This window comes from Natronomonas amylolytica, assembly GCF_037031205.1.
GTDB lineage: Archaea > Halobacteriota > Halobacteria > Halobacteriales > Haloarculaceae > Natronomonas > Natronomonas amylolytica.
This window is the reverse complement of record NZ_JAYEZM010000002.1, coordinates 100,200-116,663: the sequence shown is the minus strand read 5'-3', so window position 1 is coordinate 116,663 and position 16,464 is coordinate 100,200. Positions and strand designations below refer to the sequence as shown.

Here is a 16,464-nt window from a genome sequence, read left to right as displayed (position 1 = left end):
CTATCCTCCAGTAATTGGAGACGCTGGTTCTATACCCTCCCCAATCGTGGGGACTCGTATGACCTCGACCGCCATCGTTGATGCATTCATTTCAACCAAGGAGACCCTCTATGACGTAGGGATAGAGGACGACTTCTTCCTGGATCTTGTCGCTTCGCGGCTTCTGATAGAACGAGTCGGCGAGTCGAACAACCAAGACTGGTGGGAGTCCCGGGTTTTATCGGAGACTGGCCGTGCTCGGCTCTCGGAAGTAACTCCGAAAACACAGCTAAAAGCTCAGATTGACTTGGCATTCAAAGTCGGACGCAAAGCAGAAGCAGATCGACTCCCTGACGACTCCATCTCGTTGTTCTCCTTCGGGCCGCAAATGGAATCCCGCCTTACCGCTGCTATCGAGGAAATCAAGAGTGACGACGAACTCACGCTAGAGGCGTTAGAAGACCTCTCTGTTAGCACACTCGACGAAGGCTGGACTGCTGGGGTCATAGCAGAAACAGAAGCGAATATTTCAGGCGCACCTGATTCGGACTCCTTTCAGGAGCCAGGGGATGGTGAATCGTTCTTGCTTAACGAGAACGGATATACGCAGGACGAGATCGAGCCGGAGAAATGGAGACTTCTCACGACACTTTTGCAAGCATATGGATATTGTACCGACCAGCTTCGAGTACCGTACTACTCTCTGGAGTCAGAGCTTAAATCGGAGAACGCGTGATGCATTCGTATGAGTAACGAGCATATCGAATCGGAGGACGGAGATGGGGACGAACCAGAGGAGAGTATCGACCCCAAGATTGCTCATCACAGTACGTATATCGACGAAACGAAGCGTATCCTTCGGACTTACGTTGAGTGTAGCTCGTATGAAGAACTGGAGCACCGAGTCGTAGAGGAAAACATACTGAACAAGAATACCGACGAGTATCGGACGAACATCCTCCGCGAGGTCACTCGTCGCCATATTCCCGACAAAGAGGAATACACCGAAACACCGCTGATGCAGGTTATGGCTGCGGATGTCCGTACTGACGTCGCCGACTGGTGTCTCTACTATGAATTCGCTCAAGACCCCTTCATCCGTCTGGTCACGGTGAATTTCCTCTTCCCTGAATTCGAGCGTGGAACCCTCTCAGTTCAGGCAGTAGATATCGTCGAGTTCATCAAATCGGTTCAAGAGGGCTATGCGGATTTGCGGGAGCGCTCGGAATCAACAATTAATGAAGCAGCGACGAAGTACCTTACCGCTCTTCGTAACTTCGGGCTTCTGGAGGGGACTCAACGTAAGGAGTTCGCAGTCACCTACGTTCCTGATGAAACCATCGCGTACGTCGTCTACCGACTGTTCCAGAAAGGTGCGAAATCCGCATCAGAAATCATCGAGCACGAGGACTGGAAGCTACTACTCATGAACGAATCCGAAGTCCAGCGGCGGCTCCGCGATATCTCACCCGAATATGTGTCCTACGAAAAGCGCGGTTCAACGGAACGCTTGGTGCGAAAGTACGACAGTATGGAGGAGTTGATCGATGCCTTCTGACTTCCAAGAACGGCTCGAAGAGGTGGAGCGACTCGTTCGAGCTGACCGCGACGAGGTCGGGAAACGAGCGGGCGTTCCCTTCATCGTATTCACTTACGACCCTGCCGACGAGATCGAGGTCGATGAGGAGGTCAGAAACCTCATTGACAAGCTAGAATATCACGACCAGAACGTTGCCGGAATCGACATGCGCGAGTTGGTGTTCGCAACCCTCGAAGATCGCGGTATCTTGGAGAACGTCATCGACCTCGAACGCCGCGATAGAGATCAGCTACTTGACGGACTGAAATCATCGCTGCTCGATGATGGGAAAATGGGAGAGTTGGCTTCGACGATTGCAACACGAGCAGAAGAGGCTGATACTGTAATCGTCTACCGAATGGGGATTCTCTACCCATTCGCTAGCGCTTCCACATTGATGGGGCAATTAGAGATGAACACACCAGACGACACCCCAATCGTATTCTGTTATCCGGCAAAAGTCGATAACGAGAGTTTAAGATTCCTCGATGAATCTGAAGGAACATATTACCGCGCAAGGGTGATCGGACATGAGTGACACTACAACCTCCAGCCAAATCCACGAGATTTTCTATCGACCGATCAACCGGAAAATCGATCGGGTCGTCAAAGTCGACAACGATGATCCGAGCGTAGTCAAGAAAGAGCTCGAAGAGTACATCCTCACGCCACAACTTGAGCGACACTTCTCCGATGCTCTGGAAGCCGTCATCGATACCGAGCATACGCAGACAGAGGATGTCGGCATGTGGGTCTCGGGCTTCTTCGGCTCTGGTAAGAGCCACTTCATGAAGATTCTCGGCCATGTCCTGGAAAACCGAGAATTCGAGGATACCCAAGCTGCGGACATGTTCCGAGACCGCATCGAGGGCAACGAAATGCTCGATGGGGCGGTCTCGTCTGTCACCCAGAAGTTCGATTCTGAGGTGTTGATGTTCCAGATCGGCGCAAAAGCCGATGCATCGGGCAGCGAATCCATTACCGAGATTATCCACCGCGAGTTCAACATCTCACGTGGCTACGCGTCGATGCCTTGGGTGGCCGAGATGGAACAAGAACTCGAATCCCGGGGCGTCTTTGACGACTTCGTCGAGACTATCGAAGCAAATACTGGGAAAGACTGGACAGAGGCGCGCAAAGATGCCATGTTCGTCCGCTCGGACATGGAGACTGCGTTAGTTGAGGGAACCGACGAATTCGACAGCAAAGAGGACGCTGCCCGCGCGATTGACGATGTCCAAGATAACGTCCGAATCGATGCCTCAACACTTGCTGGTGACATAGTTGATCACGTCGAACAACGAGAAAAAGAGACTGGGAACAACTGCCGTTACTTCGTCTTCATCGACGAAATTTCCCAATTCATCGGCGACGATGGCCAACTTCTCCTCGAACTGCAGAGTATCGTTGAGCAATTCGGTCTCAAAGGGAACGGGAAGGTCTTCCTCGGCGTCACTTCCCAAGAACAACTCCAACAGCTGATTCCTGGCGTTTTGGAGAAGGAAGCAGAGGAGTCGAAGGTCATCGATCGCTTCCCTCACCGATTTGACCTCACCTCCGAAAACCTCGACAAGGTCGTTCGAGATCGTGTCCTTAGCAAGAAAGGCGAGTTCAGAGGCATAATCGGCGACCTTTATGATGAGCACGAGGGCATCCTTTCGGCCCGGTACAAGTTAGATTCCAGCCAGAGTCTAAAGCCGATTAATCAGGAGAATTTCATCGACTGTTACCCATTCCTACCCTATCAACTCGATATCCTTCCGGAGATGTTCAAGGCCCTCGGGAAGGGATCAGACGACCAGCTCGCCGGGAGCGAGCGAACGCTAATCGACGTCACTCAAAGCGTTCTCAAAGACGAGGAGTACCTATACAACGACGAACTTGGGGCCCTCGTTACGCTGGACATGATTTTCGATGAGATCAGTAATGACATCCCCAGTAGTGACGTCAAATCGATCCGGGAAGCGAGACCGAAGAACGCAGATCCGGAAATTTCACGGCGCGTCCTCAAATCACTCTATCTCCTCCAACAGTTGTCTTGGATTCCGAATACTGCAGACAATATTGCGACGTCACTCCAGCGGGAGCTCGGCCCGACCCAAGTGCTAGAAGGCGAGGTCGAAGACACGCTCGATGCCCTCGTTGATGCCGGTTACGTCGGTCGTAGCGAGGAAGGTTACCGATTCCTCCGGGAAACCGAACGGGAGCTTGAAAACGAAATCAAGGGAATCGAAGTCGGCCCCGGCGATATCCGACGTTCATCCAAACGATTCCTGAACGACATTCTTGACGAAACGTCGCGTGTCAATTATCAGGGCCAGACGTTCCAACTAAATCTCAATATAGATGGTGAAGAGGTCAGTTCGAAGGGGTATATCGACCTGAAAACCTACTCCCCGATTTTCCAGCGATACGAAGATCTCGACCCAGATGGTCTGAAGACCCAGAGTTTCAGCGAGGATGGGACGTTATATTGGATTGCTGACGATGAGAAGCAACACGACATTTACGAGAAGCTCAAGTCCATATTCCAGATTAACACCGTTGTCAAGACGAAACGCGGGGACGAACTCAGCCAAGAGGAACAGGAAGCACTTGGACAGAAGCAGGAGGATCTCCAGCGCCTCCGCGATGAAGTCGAACGCGAGTTCAAGCGTAGCTTCCAGAAAGGGACGTTAATCTACAACGGCGATACTGACGAATTCGACGCGACTAACACCTCACTTAGCTCTCTCGTTGCGCGAAAGGCTGACAACGCCATTCCGAAAGTCTTCACCGATTTCAAACACGGCTCTGCGTCTGTCAAAGATCGCCACATCTCGGAGATTTTCGGTGACCTCCAAGGCTCGTCGAATCCATCGGTCTTCTCTGAGCTGGGTGTAGTTAAGGATGGAGAACTCATCGCAGAGGCCCGAATTGCCTCTGAGGTTGAAGACGAGATTCAGCGCCGCGAAAAAGCAGGTGAAAACCGTACAGGCGGTGACCTGATTGACCACTTCGCAGAGCCACCCTATGGGTGGAGCCGAGAAGTCGTTCGGCTCGCTGCTGCCGTCCTCTTCCGGAATGGTTCGATTATCCCGACCTACAAGGAGCGAACATACGGAACGTACACAGAAGACGGGGCACAGGAGCTATTCACCCAAGTTACGAAATTCAAATCCACCTCGTTCGATGAGCGGGAAACCGTCGGTGTAGAAACACGGACAGACGCGAAGCAGCTGCTCGACCGGTTGTTCGATCGCAAGGTCAAGTCCACCGACCAAGCGGTCGATGAAGGCATTCGAGAGGCGGCAAACGAGTGGGAATCGACGACGAGTACCCTCCTCTCGCAGCTTAAACGGGTGGATTTCCCGCTAGCCGACGATGTCGAACAATTCCAAACTCGGCTTAATAATCTGATTCAACAACCCACATCAGCCAAGCGTATCAAGAAGTTCGTCGAGTTCGAGAACGAACTGGAAGGACTCGCCAAGACAGCGAAGGACGTCTCCGGTTTCTGTGGTGTGACCGGCGGCGAAAATCACCTTGAGGAGTACGAGACGATTCAGCGGTTCATGTCGACCGAATGGGACTCTCTCATCGACGAGGCCGGTGACCATCCCACACTCGTCGACGTGAGTGATGAGGCCCGCGAAGCTGCCACCCGTGTGGAGGACACGCTGGATACAGAAGGCGTCATAGACCAATGGAACGACGTCAAAACGGATTATCGAAAGGCAGCCGAAGCCTTCGCCTCCACGTACGAAACCCTGTATGAGAAACGGTATGAGACATACACTAACTCAATCGAGACCGTCAAAGCCTACGCTGGCGATGACATCGAAGACGCCGACCTCAACTCGGCAATTTCTGATTTGACGGAACGACAGGGCGACGCGTCGGTGGATTTGGATATCTCCAACGAGGAGCATATCAACCCGAGCCCCTCTCTCACGCGGCTCATCGAACATATCCAGACCGTTGATGCGTACGAGAGTTCGGCCAAGAATGAGATCGACGACCTCGAAGAGGATGGCGGCGATGGAAAAATCCGCGAGAAGGTAGACACGTCCGCTATCTTCGGAAGTACCGTTGTAACCGACCCGAATGACATCGACGAGCCAATCGCTGACCTCCGAGAGAAGGTCGAAGAACTCCTCGATCAAGAGGGAGATGTCGAAATCCGCTTTAGATAGTCTGTTTCGACAATAGAAGAGGAGCCTACAGCGCCTTGTTTTCGACTACTGAATAATTCAGTAGTCGAAAATGGGACCGTATCTTTATTATTGGAACTTTATCGTCTGAAAGTAGAATGACAGACTACTACTTGCTGAAGTCAGGACACCGAGAATTCTTCCCGTATTGGGATCAGGAAGATATCGTCTCCGTCGGATGGAGTGAAGTGGCAGAGATGGTAGACGAGGGAGCACCAGAAGGCGAAATCAAAGACGTGCTCGAAGAACAGTATGGTCAAGATATCGGATACACCCTGGGTGTACTGAATTGTTTTGCTGGGAAGGAAGGTGGAACTAGAGCGCCGATGGAAGATGGAGACATCGTCATCGTCATCGGGCAGCGACACATCCGGGGAAAGAGTGTAATTCGAGGTGTTGCCGAAGTTGGTGATCTCAAGCGATGGGATGCACCGGTTGAGGACGACTTTGGTCATCTTCTTCATCGAGATGTGACAAAATGGCTCTATAACGACGGCCCCGTTGCACGAAAAGAGCTATCTGAAAAGTTCCAGATGGGTGGAAGCGCCTCGACTCATCTTCCCAGTACACTCCAACAGTGGAACCCTAAGGAGACAACACATTCGGCGTTACAGGAACTCGTTGACCAACTCCACGCAGCGCCATCGATTCACCCCAAAACGTATGATTTTGAATTTAGCGAGCGGGTAATTCAAGAACACATCGCTGACCATCCCGACAAATTCCAAGCAGATACTGAAATCGTTCCGGGGACGGTTGAACAGGAATATCAGACGGAAAACGGTGGATTCGCTGACTTCGTCTTCCTTTCCGATGGCGATGGTATCACTGTCGTCGAAACGAAGATCGACGCGGCGGGCCCGACTGCAGCTAGACAACTCCGTCGCTATATCGACAATATACAGAACGAACACGAGGGGACTGTCCGAGGGAAATTGGTCGCTGAAGATTTCTACGATCACGATACCATCCGATCGGAGATCGAGAATTACGACATAACGCTGCACAGATACCAGGTGGCACTCGAATACGACAAGGTGTCATTAGATTAGGTTCTGGGTGGTCATGGGTGGATTCACCGTACCCCTGTACCACCCTTACGTCTCCCACAATTATAAGACACATCGCGTACTTTCAGGTGGTATGTCATCGCGGGTGGGAACCACGACACAGCGTACTGTCGTCCCGCCCGTCTCCCAGCGGTACGTGACCCTCTAAACCCATGTCCACAACACACGGTCAACCAGGACTTTCCTCGGAGCGACGCTCGACGATTCGAAGCACCATCCTAAGCACGCGGAACACGCTCGAAGACGAGCTCCGTCGACAACTCGAAAAGTACGGTATCTACGAGAGCAAACGGCTTCCCCTCGAAGATTTGTCGCACCTCTCTGCTGAAGGGCGCCACACCCGACGGACGCTGGATGCGGCTATCGAGCGGGAACTCGAATCCACGGAAGGTGATCTAGAGCGGTCGATATCCAACTACGTCCGTGAAGCGACGAAGACCTATCTCAACCGATTTGTCGCGCTGAAGACGATCGAGGTTCGTGGACTGGTTGAGGAGACTATTACTGAGCGTCCGGAGTACGGCAATCGGTCATATATACATCATACTGTGGCCGAGATTGCCGGCGAGCTTACCAACGCCCCTGATGACGGCTTCGGTGCTGCACTTGACCTCGCGTACCAAGAAATCGGTGCAGAGATTCGGATGATATTCGAGGAATCCGAACACACCGCTATCGACCTTGATTCACAGGTGCGTGAGAAAGTGCTTGACGAACTGGATGCGATCGACGACGAAGCTTGGGAGAGCGACGAAGCATTGGGTTGGGTATACCAGTACTTCGGTGAGGAGGAACGCGAGGAAATCGACGAGCGCGTTGACGAAGAAAACTACAAAATCGCGGGAACCGACATCGCTACGAAGACCCAACTGTTTACTCCTCGATACATCGTCGAGTGGATGGTCGATAATTCCCTGGGCCGGACATGGCTCGAAATGCACGGCGAACAGACAAATATCGACGATGAAGAGAATTGCTTCTACCTTGCCCCGTTGGAAGACTCCTTAATTGATCGAGAGGTAAAAGCGGTCGAGGACATTACGGTGCTTGACCCTGCTTGTGGCAGCGGCCATATGCTGTTCTATGCCTTTGACGTACTTTATCAAATGTATCTGGAGGAAGGTGAGATTCCTGAAGAGTACATCCCACGTGAAATTCTTCGAAACAATCTCTATGGAATCGATATTGATTCTGGAGCGACACAGATTGCGGCCCTTTCACTATATCTGAAGGCAAAGAAAAAGTCACCAGAAGTAACGATTCCTCAACTGAATATTGTATCCGCAGACGCAGTGCTGATTAATGGTGACCGGAAGCAAGATGTTTTAGACCGCGCTCGCTCCGAACTAGAGGAAGAGATTTTAGAGCAAGTCTGGAGAAGCTTTGATAATATCCGCGAGGTGGGGAGCCTTGTAGAAATTGAAGACCGGATAGACGATATTTTGGAAGAATATCGGGAAACATTCGAGTCGAAAGGCCAAGCCCAGTTTACTGACGATGGTAACCTAACTACTCAATCTACGTTCGTCTCAGAAGGCCGGGAAGAGACTTGGGATGAACTCAAAACCCGTCTGTTACAGAATGTCCGAGAGCTAGCTACATCAGCTTTAGAGCGTAATGACCCGGTTGAGGAGATGTTCGCTGAGGAAGTTGGAAAGACCGTTGAGATCCTGGATGTTTTAATTGACGAGTATGACGTTGTCGTCACAAATCCTCCTTATCTACAGAGTAAGAAGATGGGGGACACGCTGAAACAGTTCCTGAGAGACAATTACAAGGGGAAATCAGATGTCTATGGTGCATTCATCGAAAGATGTCTATCGTTTGCAAGGGATAATGGTCATGCCACTTTGGTCACTCCTGAGAACTTCATGTTCCTGTACTACTTCCGGGGGCTCCGTAAGAAATTATTGAACGAGAGCTACTTTATCGAGGCCGCCCATCTGTCTGGACATTCTTTCTCAATGAAGGACAGGCCATTTACAATCCCATTCGTTCTGAGGCCCGACACTCCTGACGAAGGGGAACTGTCCCGGTTCTATCGAATGACTCACGAACAGGACGAGTACGATACTCATGAAAAAACAATCAAGGGACTGAGATTGATATCAGACGCTCTACGAAACGGTTCATCACATAAGGATGTTTATACTTTTTCGCAAAAACGATTCAAGGATATCGGTCGCCGGCCATTTGTCTATTGGTTTGGAGAGGAGACGCTTCGACTCTTCACGGATTATCCGAAATTAGAGGATGTAGCAGATGTGAGGCAAGGGTTAGCGACAGGAGATGATGAAAGATTCCTAAGAAAATGGTGGGAAGTAAGCAAAGGAGACCTTGAGGAAAAATACGCTCTTTATCAAAAAAGTGGTTCTCAAGAGCCGTTCTATGATATCGCTGATGATTTCCTCCTCTGGGAAAATGACGGTGAAGAAATAAGAAATTCAGACGGCGGAAACGGAACGCCAAACGAACAATTCTACTTTACGCCAGGTCTAACCTATAGAAACTTTGGCAACTATCTAGTGGCGAGATCGTTCACGGAAGAGATGATATTTAGTCAGACTGCAATCTACGTCCAATCTGAGGACATCAACAGTAAATATCTCATAGGAGTTCTAAATTCGATTTTGTACCGTTTCATCGCTAACGGGATTAACCCTGGACTTCACTTTGAGGCGGGTGATGGAAAGCGGTTCCCGATAAAAACGGAACCACGCAATGAAGAAGAAGTTGTAGAGCAGGTTGAATCCGGAATTCAATCACGTAAAGAGATCGCAAAGCTGGATGAGTTGGGCTCGGACTTCAGCCCAGAGAAGTTCTCTAGTGTGACTTCTGAGGGAGTCTATCAGCTTCTGTTTGAACAGGACTTAGACAAAGCTAATGTTGAAATCATTCAAGGAGTAATTGATGATATTATCCTTGATGAATATGAAATAACCAAAACTGTTGAACAGATGTACGAGAATCTCCCATCGAATCTATCTAAACTCCCCCATATTGAACGAGTTGATGGTGGCCAGAAAGAGTATGATGTCCCAGTTATGGAATTGTCTGACTCTGAGTTCGAGGAAAAGTTAGCTATCATTTCAGACTCTGACGAAACCAACCTGAGAACCTTATCTGAAAAAGTTGGTTTGAGTCCTATTGTTGTGGCCCAATTGAGATATGAGTATGAGTTGTATGGGAAAGATGAGTTAGAGGAAACTGCAGGGGATGTCTTATCATTCCTCCTCGGAAGTATATTCGGACGATGGGATACTGATATCCCAGGAACTTCGGATGAGATTATGGTGTTCGGTTCCTCAAGTGTTGGGGAGGGCGATGAATTAGTTAAAAAAGGGCTGGAATCTCTATTTGTTGACCCACGTCAGGCCCGAAAACAGTTAGAAGATATTCTAGGAAAAACCCCCGAAGATTGGTTACTCGATGACTTCTTCCGATATCACCACTGTAAGAAGTATCGGCGCAGAGGTCAGCGAATCCCAATCTATTGGCAGTTAGAAAGTCGTGAAGGCGCTTTCAGTTGCTTTGTCTACTACCATGATATTGACTCAAATACGCTTCCCAAACTTCGTGGGCAGTATCTCGACCCCCGTATCAACGAACTTGAAAACGAACTCGAAACCCTAAATGCACAAGCGAACGGTGAGAACCCTGATAAGCAACTCCTAAACAGGAAAGAAGAGGTTCAAAACGCTCTCGACGATATCAGAGAATTCCGAGATACTATCGACAAAATGATTGACGATGGTGTCACCGTTAATGTGGATGATGGAATATGGGAAAACATCAAGGAGTGGGATCAGTTCGATGTACTTGAGACGGGGCTCCCTAAACTGAAATCAAGCTATTCGAGATAACGGATATCTGCCATTCCATATACCAATTGATACAACACTATTCAGAGATAGTATTAAGAAGTTGATTGAAAGCCATCTCAGCTGTTTCTCGGCTTGTAGCTCCTGTTATCACTACCTTCCCACTAGCGAATATTAGCAGTACACAATTGTATGTATCTGGACGGTATATTAGGCCGGGGAACTGTTCTGGCTCATATTCTACTGACTCTAAGCCTAAGATTATGGATAGATGAGAGAGCTTCATAGAACGATCTATATCTGCTGTAAAGACCATATTTTTCACCGAGAAACTATCATCTTCGGCAGTATCAATGATTCCTCGCTCTGAAAACAAATCTAAGGTTGCATCTCTTGTTCGGTCAACTTCTTGGAGAGACTTCGCTCCAGTGAAAAAGTACTTTCCTGACCGAGCAAGTACAATTGTTGGGCCGCTATCATCAAATTTAAAATATAATCCAGGGCCCTTTATATAACATGTTTTAAAAGGAAGATCTTCTTTAAGCGCCTGTAAATCAACTTCTGCATCTATTTGCCCACCTGCTACAGTATTGACTAACTCTAATTCACTATTTATCATGTATATTGTTGTTTAGCAGTTATTCGGTTTGATTTATCAGTATGTCCTGTAGTCATTTGAGTTGGAGGGTTCGTAGATAGGATTCACACAAGCACATACCCGAAACAAAAATCAGGTCAGCCTTCCTGGGTAATAACAATGGGAGATCTCGCGGATAGCATTATCACGGAACTCCGACAGAAGTTCGACCGGCATCCCGTCTGGGTGTGGTACGACGCCCAAGAGAAATATAAGGGCGTTCTGGATGAAGTCGAAGCCGAACTTAACAATGTCACGCTCGCACGCTACGACGACAGCTACTTCGAACTGAAGCGACGTCTCAGAGATGAAGATCCGGACTACGAGCAAAACTGGCTGTTCTACATCCCCGAGTCCAGAAACGAGGCAGAGTGGTTTCGGGACATCCACTCACTCGGTCGGCAGTACCGTGTCGGCCAAGATATCGACGACACGCCCGTAACCCAATTCCTCGTCGAGCACGACGAAGAGATCCCCGACGCGTACGAGGATTGGGGACAGAACCGTGAGTACCAACGACTTGCGTTCTTCTGCGTCCTCTTCGATACCCCTGGCCCAGCTACCGACGACTGGGTTCGTACCTATCTCGCTAACCCCGGGGAGTACCGAGAACGAATCGAAGACAATGCGATGGCTGATGCCTGGGATGCACAACTCCGTGAGGAGTACGGCATCGACGCTGGGCTCGACCCGAAGGAGCTGGCGACACAGCTCCTGTTCGGCGAAGTTGCGAGCCGCGCCCCGACAACACGATACGACGAGCTTGCCCCAGACGATGCTCGTGCTGCGGCTGAGTTCTGTGACGAATGGCAGCAATACGCTCCTGCCGAGTTCACACGCTATGCCGAGCAAATCGAGGAGGACTACGACTTGGCAGAGGCTGTAATCGATTCTGACCGGGTTCGCTGGGACGCCACGGCGTTCAAAGGCATCGACATGGGTCTCATTCGGCTCGTGATGGATCGCCTCGCCGAACGGACCTATGCTGATCTTCCCGACGTCGCTTCCGACCTCGTACAGACCGTAGAAACTCGCCAGAACAGCTTCTGGAGTAACGAAGATCTCGTCGATTGGTCGGTTCCTGCCTTAGCGGTCGAAACACTACAACGAATCGGAACCATCGACACGGACGAGGCAAAGACTCTCACCTCGGAGGAGCTCGCCCAGAAATACACGAATGACGACGGTTGGTGGCAAGTCGATGCGGCCTATCGAAGCTACATCAACGCGACACAAGAGGCCACCTTCCCATACCCCAACGAGACCACGGTGAAACAGCGGGTCACCAAGCACTACATGTCCTTCCTACAGGGCGTGAACCGACCCCTCGCCGACATCCTGAGTGACGACCCGACACTCGGTACACCGCAAACATCCTTCTACGAGGAATTTGCCGACCTTGAGGAAGGGACTGCAATTATCATCTGTGACGGGCTTCGCTATGAACTCGCCGAAGCGATCAAAGAGAATCTTGGACTGCGGACTGATTTCGAGCAGGATTTGAGCGCGGTTAGTGCAGCACTCCCGTCGATTACCGAAGTCGGCATGGCTGCACACCTCCCCGGAGAACTCGGGCTTTCACTCGAAGACGACGACCTTGTCGTGACTAGTGGCGGTGAGGAGATGAGTGGTAAATCGGATCGTGTTGACCGACTTAGCGCCGCGGGTTTCGAAGTCGTGGATATGGACGAGGTAAGCAATATCTCGTTAGAGGAACTGACCGAATCCGACCCGGTTCCACGAATCGTCTACTCTGGGACGATAGACAAACTCGGAGAGAGTCTCGACGACGATGCTGCATTCAGCCAGGTTTCCTCGCACGTCGACGACGTCGAACGAACAGTCCAACGACTGAAGCAGGCAGGATACACTCGGTTCGTAATCACGAGCGACCACGGCTTCCTCTACACGGATCAGCTGACAGATGATCACAAGGTCGAATCCCCCGACCTCGCACCGGTCGTGAAACGCCGATTCGCTGCAGCAAGTAGTGATACCCCGCTCGTCGACACAGACGAATTCATCGAAATCGACCATGAAGCGTTGTCCGATTTGGGAATCAACGCTCCCGACCTGAAGCTGCTGTTCCCCCGGAGTATCGCGTGTTTCAAAGCACCAGGTGGGAATATGCGCTACTTCCACGGCGGGATTTCACTTCAGGAACTGCTCGTGCCCTGCCTTACCGTGACGACTGGCGAAATCGAAGAAAGCGCATCGATCAGCTACGACGTTTCCATCCCTGATCCGATTACGAATTCGATTATCTCCGTCGAAATTGAGGCAAAGAGTGGCCAAGTGGCGTTCGACCCCGCCCCGACTCTGGAGATCAGGGCGAACATCGATGATGAACCAGTCGCAGACCCTGTTTCGATTGAAATCTCACCTGGAGATAATAGTGCTCGTGTCCGCCTCAAACAAGGAGCTATTTCCGGAGAGGACACGGTACAATTCGAAGTTATAGATACTGATACAAGAGAGACGATAGCCAAACAGACGGCCCAGCTCGATCTGCTCTTCGGAGATGACGATATGGGATTTGATGTCTGAATAGGACTCACCTAGCTGTCAGACGCAGATCGGTTCTCTAATCACGCGATAATTTGATTGTTCCTGTCTGACTTCTTCTAAGCATGGTCGAAGATGACGACACAGATCCCGTTATCGAAGATGCACTCGGTCAAATCCAAACAGAAGTAAATCAGCTGTTCAGAGAACTTCGACGAGAGCCATGGATGCCCCAGTTAGAGAAAGAGGGGGAAGGATCGAACCCAATGCGAGGGGCATATCATACTCTATCTGGAGCAGAAGAGAATCAGATGTCTACTGATGACTGGATCTACTATGTAACGGGGAAAATTGAAGGGATGGAGAAAGCGGCCTACGTTGTTGACCAAACACAAAAAGAAAGAGGCGAGTGAATATTTGTCGTTTACTAAATAGGAATGGCTTTATCAACCGTCACCAGTGGTGCCTGCTCAGAATGACCGACACCAATATGCCCCCGGCTCTACTCCCCATATACAATGACTACCGAGGACGTCGACCAGAAAGCTCTCGACGTCTTTCCCGGACGCGTTGTCCGGAAGGATCTCGTTCAGGATATCAAATCTGGGGTAAACGTACCTACCTACGTGCTTGAATACCTCATCGGGCAATATTGTGCTACTGACGATGAGGAATCTCTTGAGGAGGGACTCGAAAAGGTCAAGCAGATTCTGTCGAAGCACTATGTCCGCCCTGATGAAGCAGAATTCGTCAAAAGCGAAGTACGGGAGCGGGGGCGGTATCGAGTTATCGACAAGGTGACCGTCAGGCTCGACGAACAGCAGGACGCCTATATCGGCTCGTTCGTGAACCTCGGCCTAAGCGATGTCGAAATCAACGAACACCTCGTCAGTAAACACCCGAAGCTACTGGGAGGCGGTGTCTGGGCAATCATCGACTTAGAATACCTTCCAGACAACGCGAACAGCCCGAAAAGCCTGTTCGGCATCGACTCATTCAAACCGATTCAGGTATCGAATCTCGACCTCGACCAGCTGAAGGAGAGACGAGGAGAATTCACGCGAGATGAGTGGCTGAATCTCCTCCTTCAGAGCGTAGGATATGACCCATCCTCATTTAGTGACCGTGAGAAGTTCCTCTTCTTAACTCGCTGTATCCCGCTCGTTGAATCGAACTACAATTACGTCGAACTGGGGCCACGCGGAACAGGGAAGAGCTACCTGTATCGGGAAATCAGCCCCCACTCGATCCTCATTTCTGGTGGGAAGACAACCGTTGCAAAGCTTTTCCTGAATCTCAATACCGGTCGAATCGGACTCGTCGGTCGCTGGGACGTCGTTGCCTTCGACGAAGTCGGGGGGCTCCAATTCACCGATTCGGAAGCCATCCAGATGCTCAAGGACTACATGGAGTCTGGAAGCTTCTCTCGTGGTACTGAGGAGCTCACGGCGCAGGCCTCAATGGTATATGTCGGGAATATCGATTTGGACATTGAAGGAGTTCTTAAGAGCTCACACCTGTTCGAGCCGTTCCCAGAGGAAATGCAAGACCTCGCACTCATAGACCGTTTCCACTACTACCTTCCGGGCTGGGAAGTCCCGAAGCTGCAATCCGAATTCTTCGGTGACCAGTTCGGATTTATTGTCGATTACTTTGCCGAATTTGCACGCGAACTACGGAAGGAATCGTACAGCGACGTCATCAACGATGAGTTTGCATTTGGTGACCATCTCAACCAGCGGGACGAAAAGGCCGTTCGGAAAACAGTATCAGGTCTACTCAAATTACTCCACCCGAATGGAGAATACACGAAGGAAGAACTCCGCGAATACTTGGAATTCGCCATGGAGGGGCGCCGTCGCGTCAAAGAACAATTGAAACGAATGGGTGGAATGGAATACCGAGCAGTAGAGTTCTCGTACCTTGATTTGGAGACCAAGGAGGAGACCTATATTCAAGTTCCGGAGGAAGCAGATGAGGCGCTTATCCCGCCAGGCACGCAGCAACCAGGGACGGTTTACACGATTGGCGAAAGTGAGGGTCGGCATGCACCCTTCCGAATCGAAACACAGGCGCTTCCAGGTTCGGGAAAGACGAACATTTCCGGAACCCCCGGTAGCGGAATGAAGGAGTCATTCGAGACGGCCTGCGACTATCTTCAAGCGAATATGCGGGAGCTTCGCCGTGACGAAACGCTGGATGAGTACGATATCAACGTGCAAGTACTCAATCCATCTGATGCCAGTGAAGGTGGTGAGACGAGTGTTGGACTCCTCGTCGGTATCGTCTCAGGTATTCTTGAACGACCTGTTCGCTCCCAAGCGGTAGTGCTGGGAGCCATGAGTTTGATGGGGGAACTTGTGGCAGTAAGTTCTTTAGTCGATAAGCTACAGTTGGCGGCTGACTCGGGGGCTAAAACGGTATTACTGCCCGCGAAGAATAAAGAGGATCTCGCAAAGATACCGGATGAGCTTCTGGATCAGCTTCAGCTCGTGTTCTACACAAATCCACTTGACGCCGCCAGCAAGGCGATTGAACTGGAATAAACCACGATGAGATAGTCAACTACTCTTTCAGGAGGGACTCGGAACACCCCCCCATCTCTTCCCAATAATGGCGGAATGTATCTCCTACAAACTGAGAGGTCTATTAATTAGCGGTGAAAGAGCCTCGCCAAGAG

At 50.5% G+C, this 16,464-nt stretch carries 10 protein-coding genes; 9 read left to right on the top strand and 1 reads right to left on the bottom strand.

The features are described from left to right. Positions 1 to 58 precede the first annotated feature (58 nt). The 6 genes from U5914_RS03545 to pglX all read left to right on the top strand — a co-directional run bounded on the left by U5914_RS03545 (position 59) and on the right by pglX (position 10,684). Positions 59 to 715, top strand: coding sequence for a BrxE family protein (locus tag U5914_RS03545; RefSeq protein WP_336134218.1), 657 nt, complete (start codon positions 59 to 61; stop codon positions 713 to 715). Positions 716 to 724: 9 nt separating this feature from the next. Continuing rightward, positions 725 to 1,537: a BrxA family protein gene (locus U5914_RS03540; RefSeq protein WP_336134216.1), complete on the top strand. Its 813-nt coding sequence runs from the start codon at positions 725 to 727 to the stop codon at positions 1,535 to 1,537. Further along, positions 1,527 to 2,096, top strand: coding sequence for a BREX protein BrxB domain-containing protein (locus U5914_RS03535; protein ID WP_336134214.1), 570 nt, complete (start codon positions 1,527 to 1,529; stop codon positions 2,094 to 2,096). The genes U5914_RS03540 and U5914_RS03535 overlap by 11 nt, the downstream gene beginning before the upstream one ends. Continuing rightward, positions 2,089 to 5,733 (top strand): BREX system P-loop protein BrxC, encoded by a 3,645-nt coding sequence (gene brxC, locus U5914_RS03530; RefSeq protein WP_336134212.1) that lies wholly within the window; start codon positions 2,089 to 2,091, stop codon positions 5,731 to 5,733. Before U5914_RS03535 ends, brxC begins: the two co-directional genes overlap by 8 nt. A gap of 116 nt (positions 5,734 to 5,849) precedes the next feature. Continuing rightward, a complete protein-coding gene (locus tag U5914_RS03525; protein ID WP_336134211.1) occupies positions 5,850 to 6,803 on the top strand; it encodes an endonuclease NucS domain-containing protein in 954 nt (317 codons plus the stop codon). Between the two features lie 170 nt (positions 6,804 to 6,973). Beyond that, entirely contained in the window at positions 6,974 to 10,684 is a 3,711-nt protein-coding gene (gene pglX, locus U5914_RS03520) for a BREX-1 system adenine-specific DNA-methyltransferase PglX (RefSeq protein WP_336134210.1), read from the top strand. Between the two features lie 37 nt (positions 10,685 to 10,721). On the opposite strand, the gene U5914_RS03515 is transcribed toward pglX, so the two are convergent. Further along, entirely contained in the window at positions 10,722 to 11,261 is a 540-nt protein-coding gene (locus tag U5914_RS03515) for a TATA-box-binding protein (RefSeq protein ID WP_336134208.1), read from the bottom strand. A gap of 138 nt (positions 11,262 to 11,399) precedes the next feature. On the opposite strand from U5914_RS03515, the gene U5914_RS03510 reads away from it, so the two are divergent. The 3 genes from U5914_RS03510 (at position 11,400) to brxL (ending at position 16,330) form a co-directional block, all read left to right on the top strand. Beyond that, positions 11,400 to 13,826 carry a PglZ domain-containing protein gene (locus tag U5914_RS03510; RefSeq protein ID WP_336134207.1) on the top strand — a complete coding sequence of 809 codons (2,427 nt, stop codon included), beginning with the start codon at positions 11,400 to 11,402 and terminating at the stop codon, positions 13,824 to 13,826. 83 nt (positions 13,827 to 13,909) lie between these two features. Further along, on the top strand, positions 13,910 to 14,197 hold the full coding sequence (locus U5914_RS03505; RefSeq protein ID WP_336134206.1) for a hypothetical protein: 288 nt from the start codon (positions 13,910 to 13,912) through the stop codon (positions 14,195 to 14,197). A 105-nt stretch (positions 14,198 to 14,302) separates the two neighbouring features. After that, entirely contained in the window at positions 14,303 to 16,330 is a 2,028-nt protein-coding gene (brxL, locus tag U5914_RS03500) for a protease Lon-related BREX system protein BrxL (RefSeq protein WP_336134204.1), read from the top strand. The last annotated feature ends 134 nt before the right edge of the window (positions 16,331 to 16,464 follow it).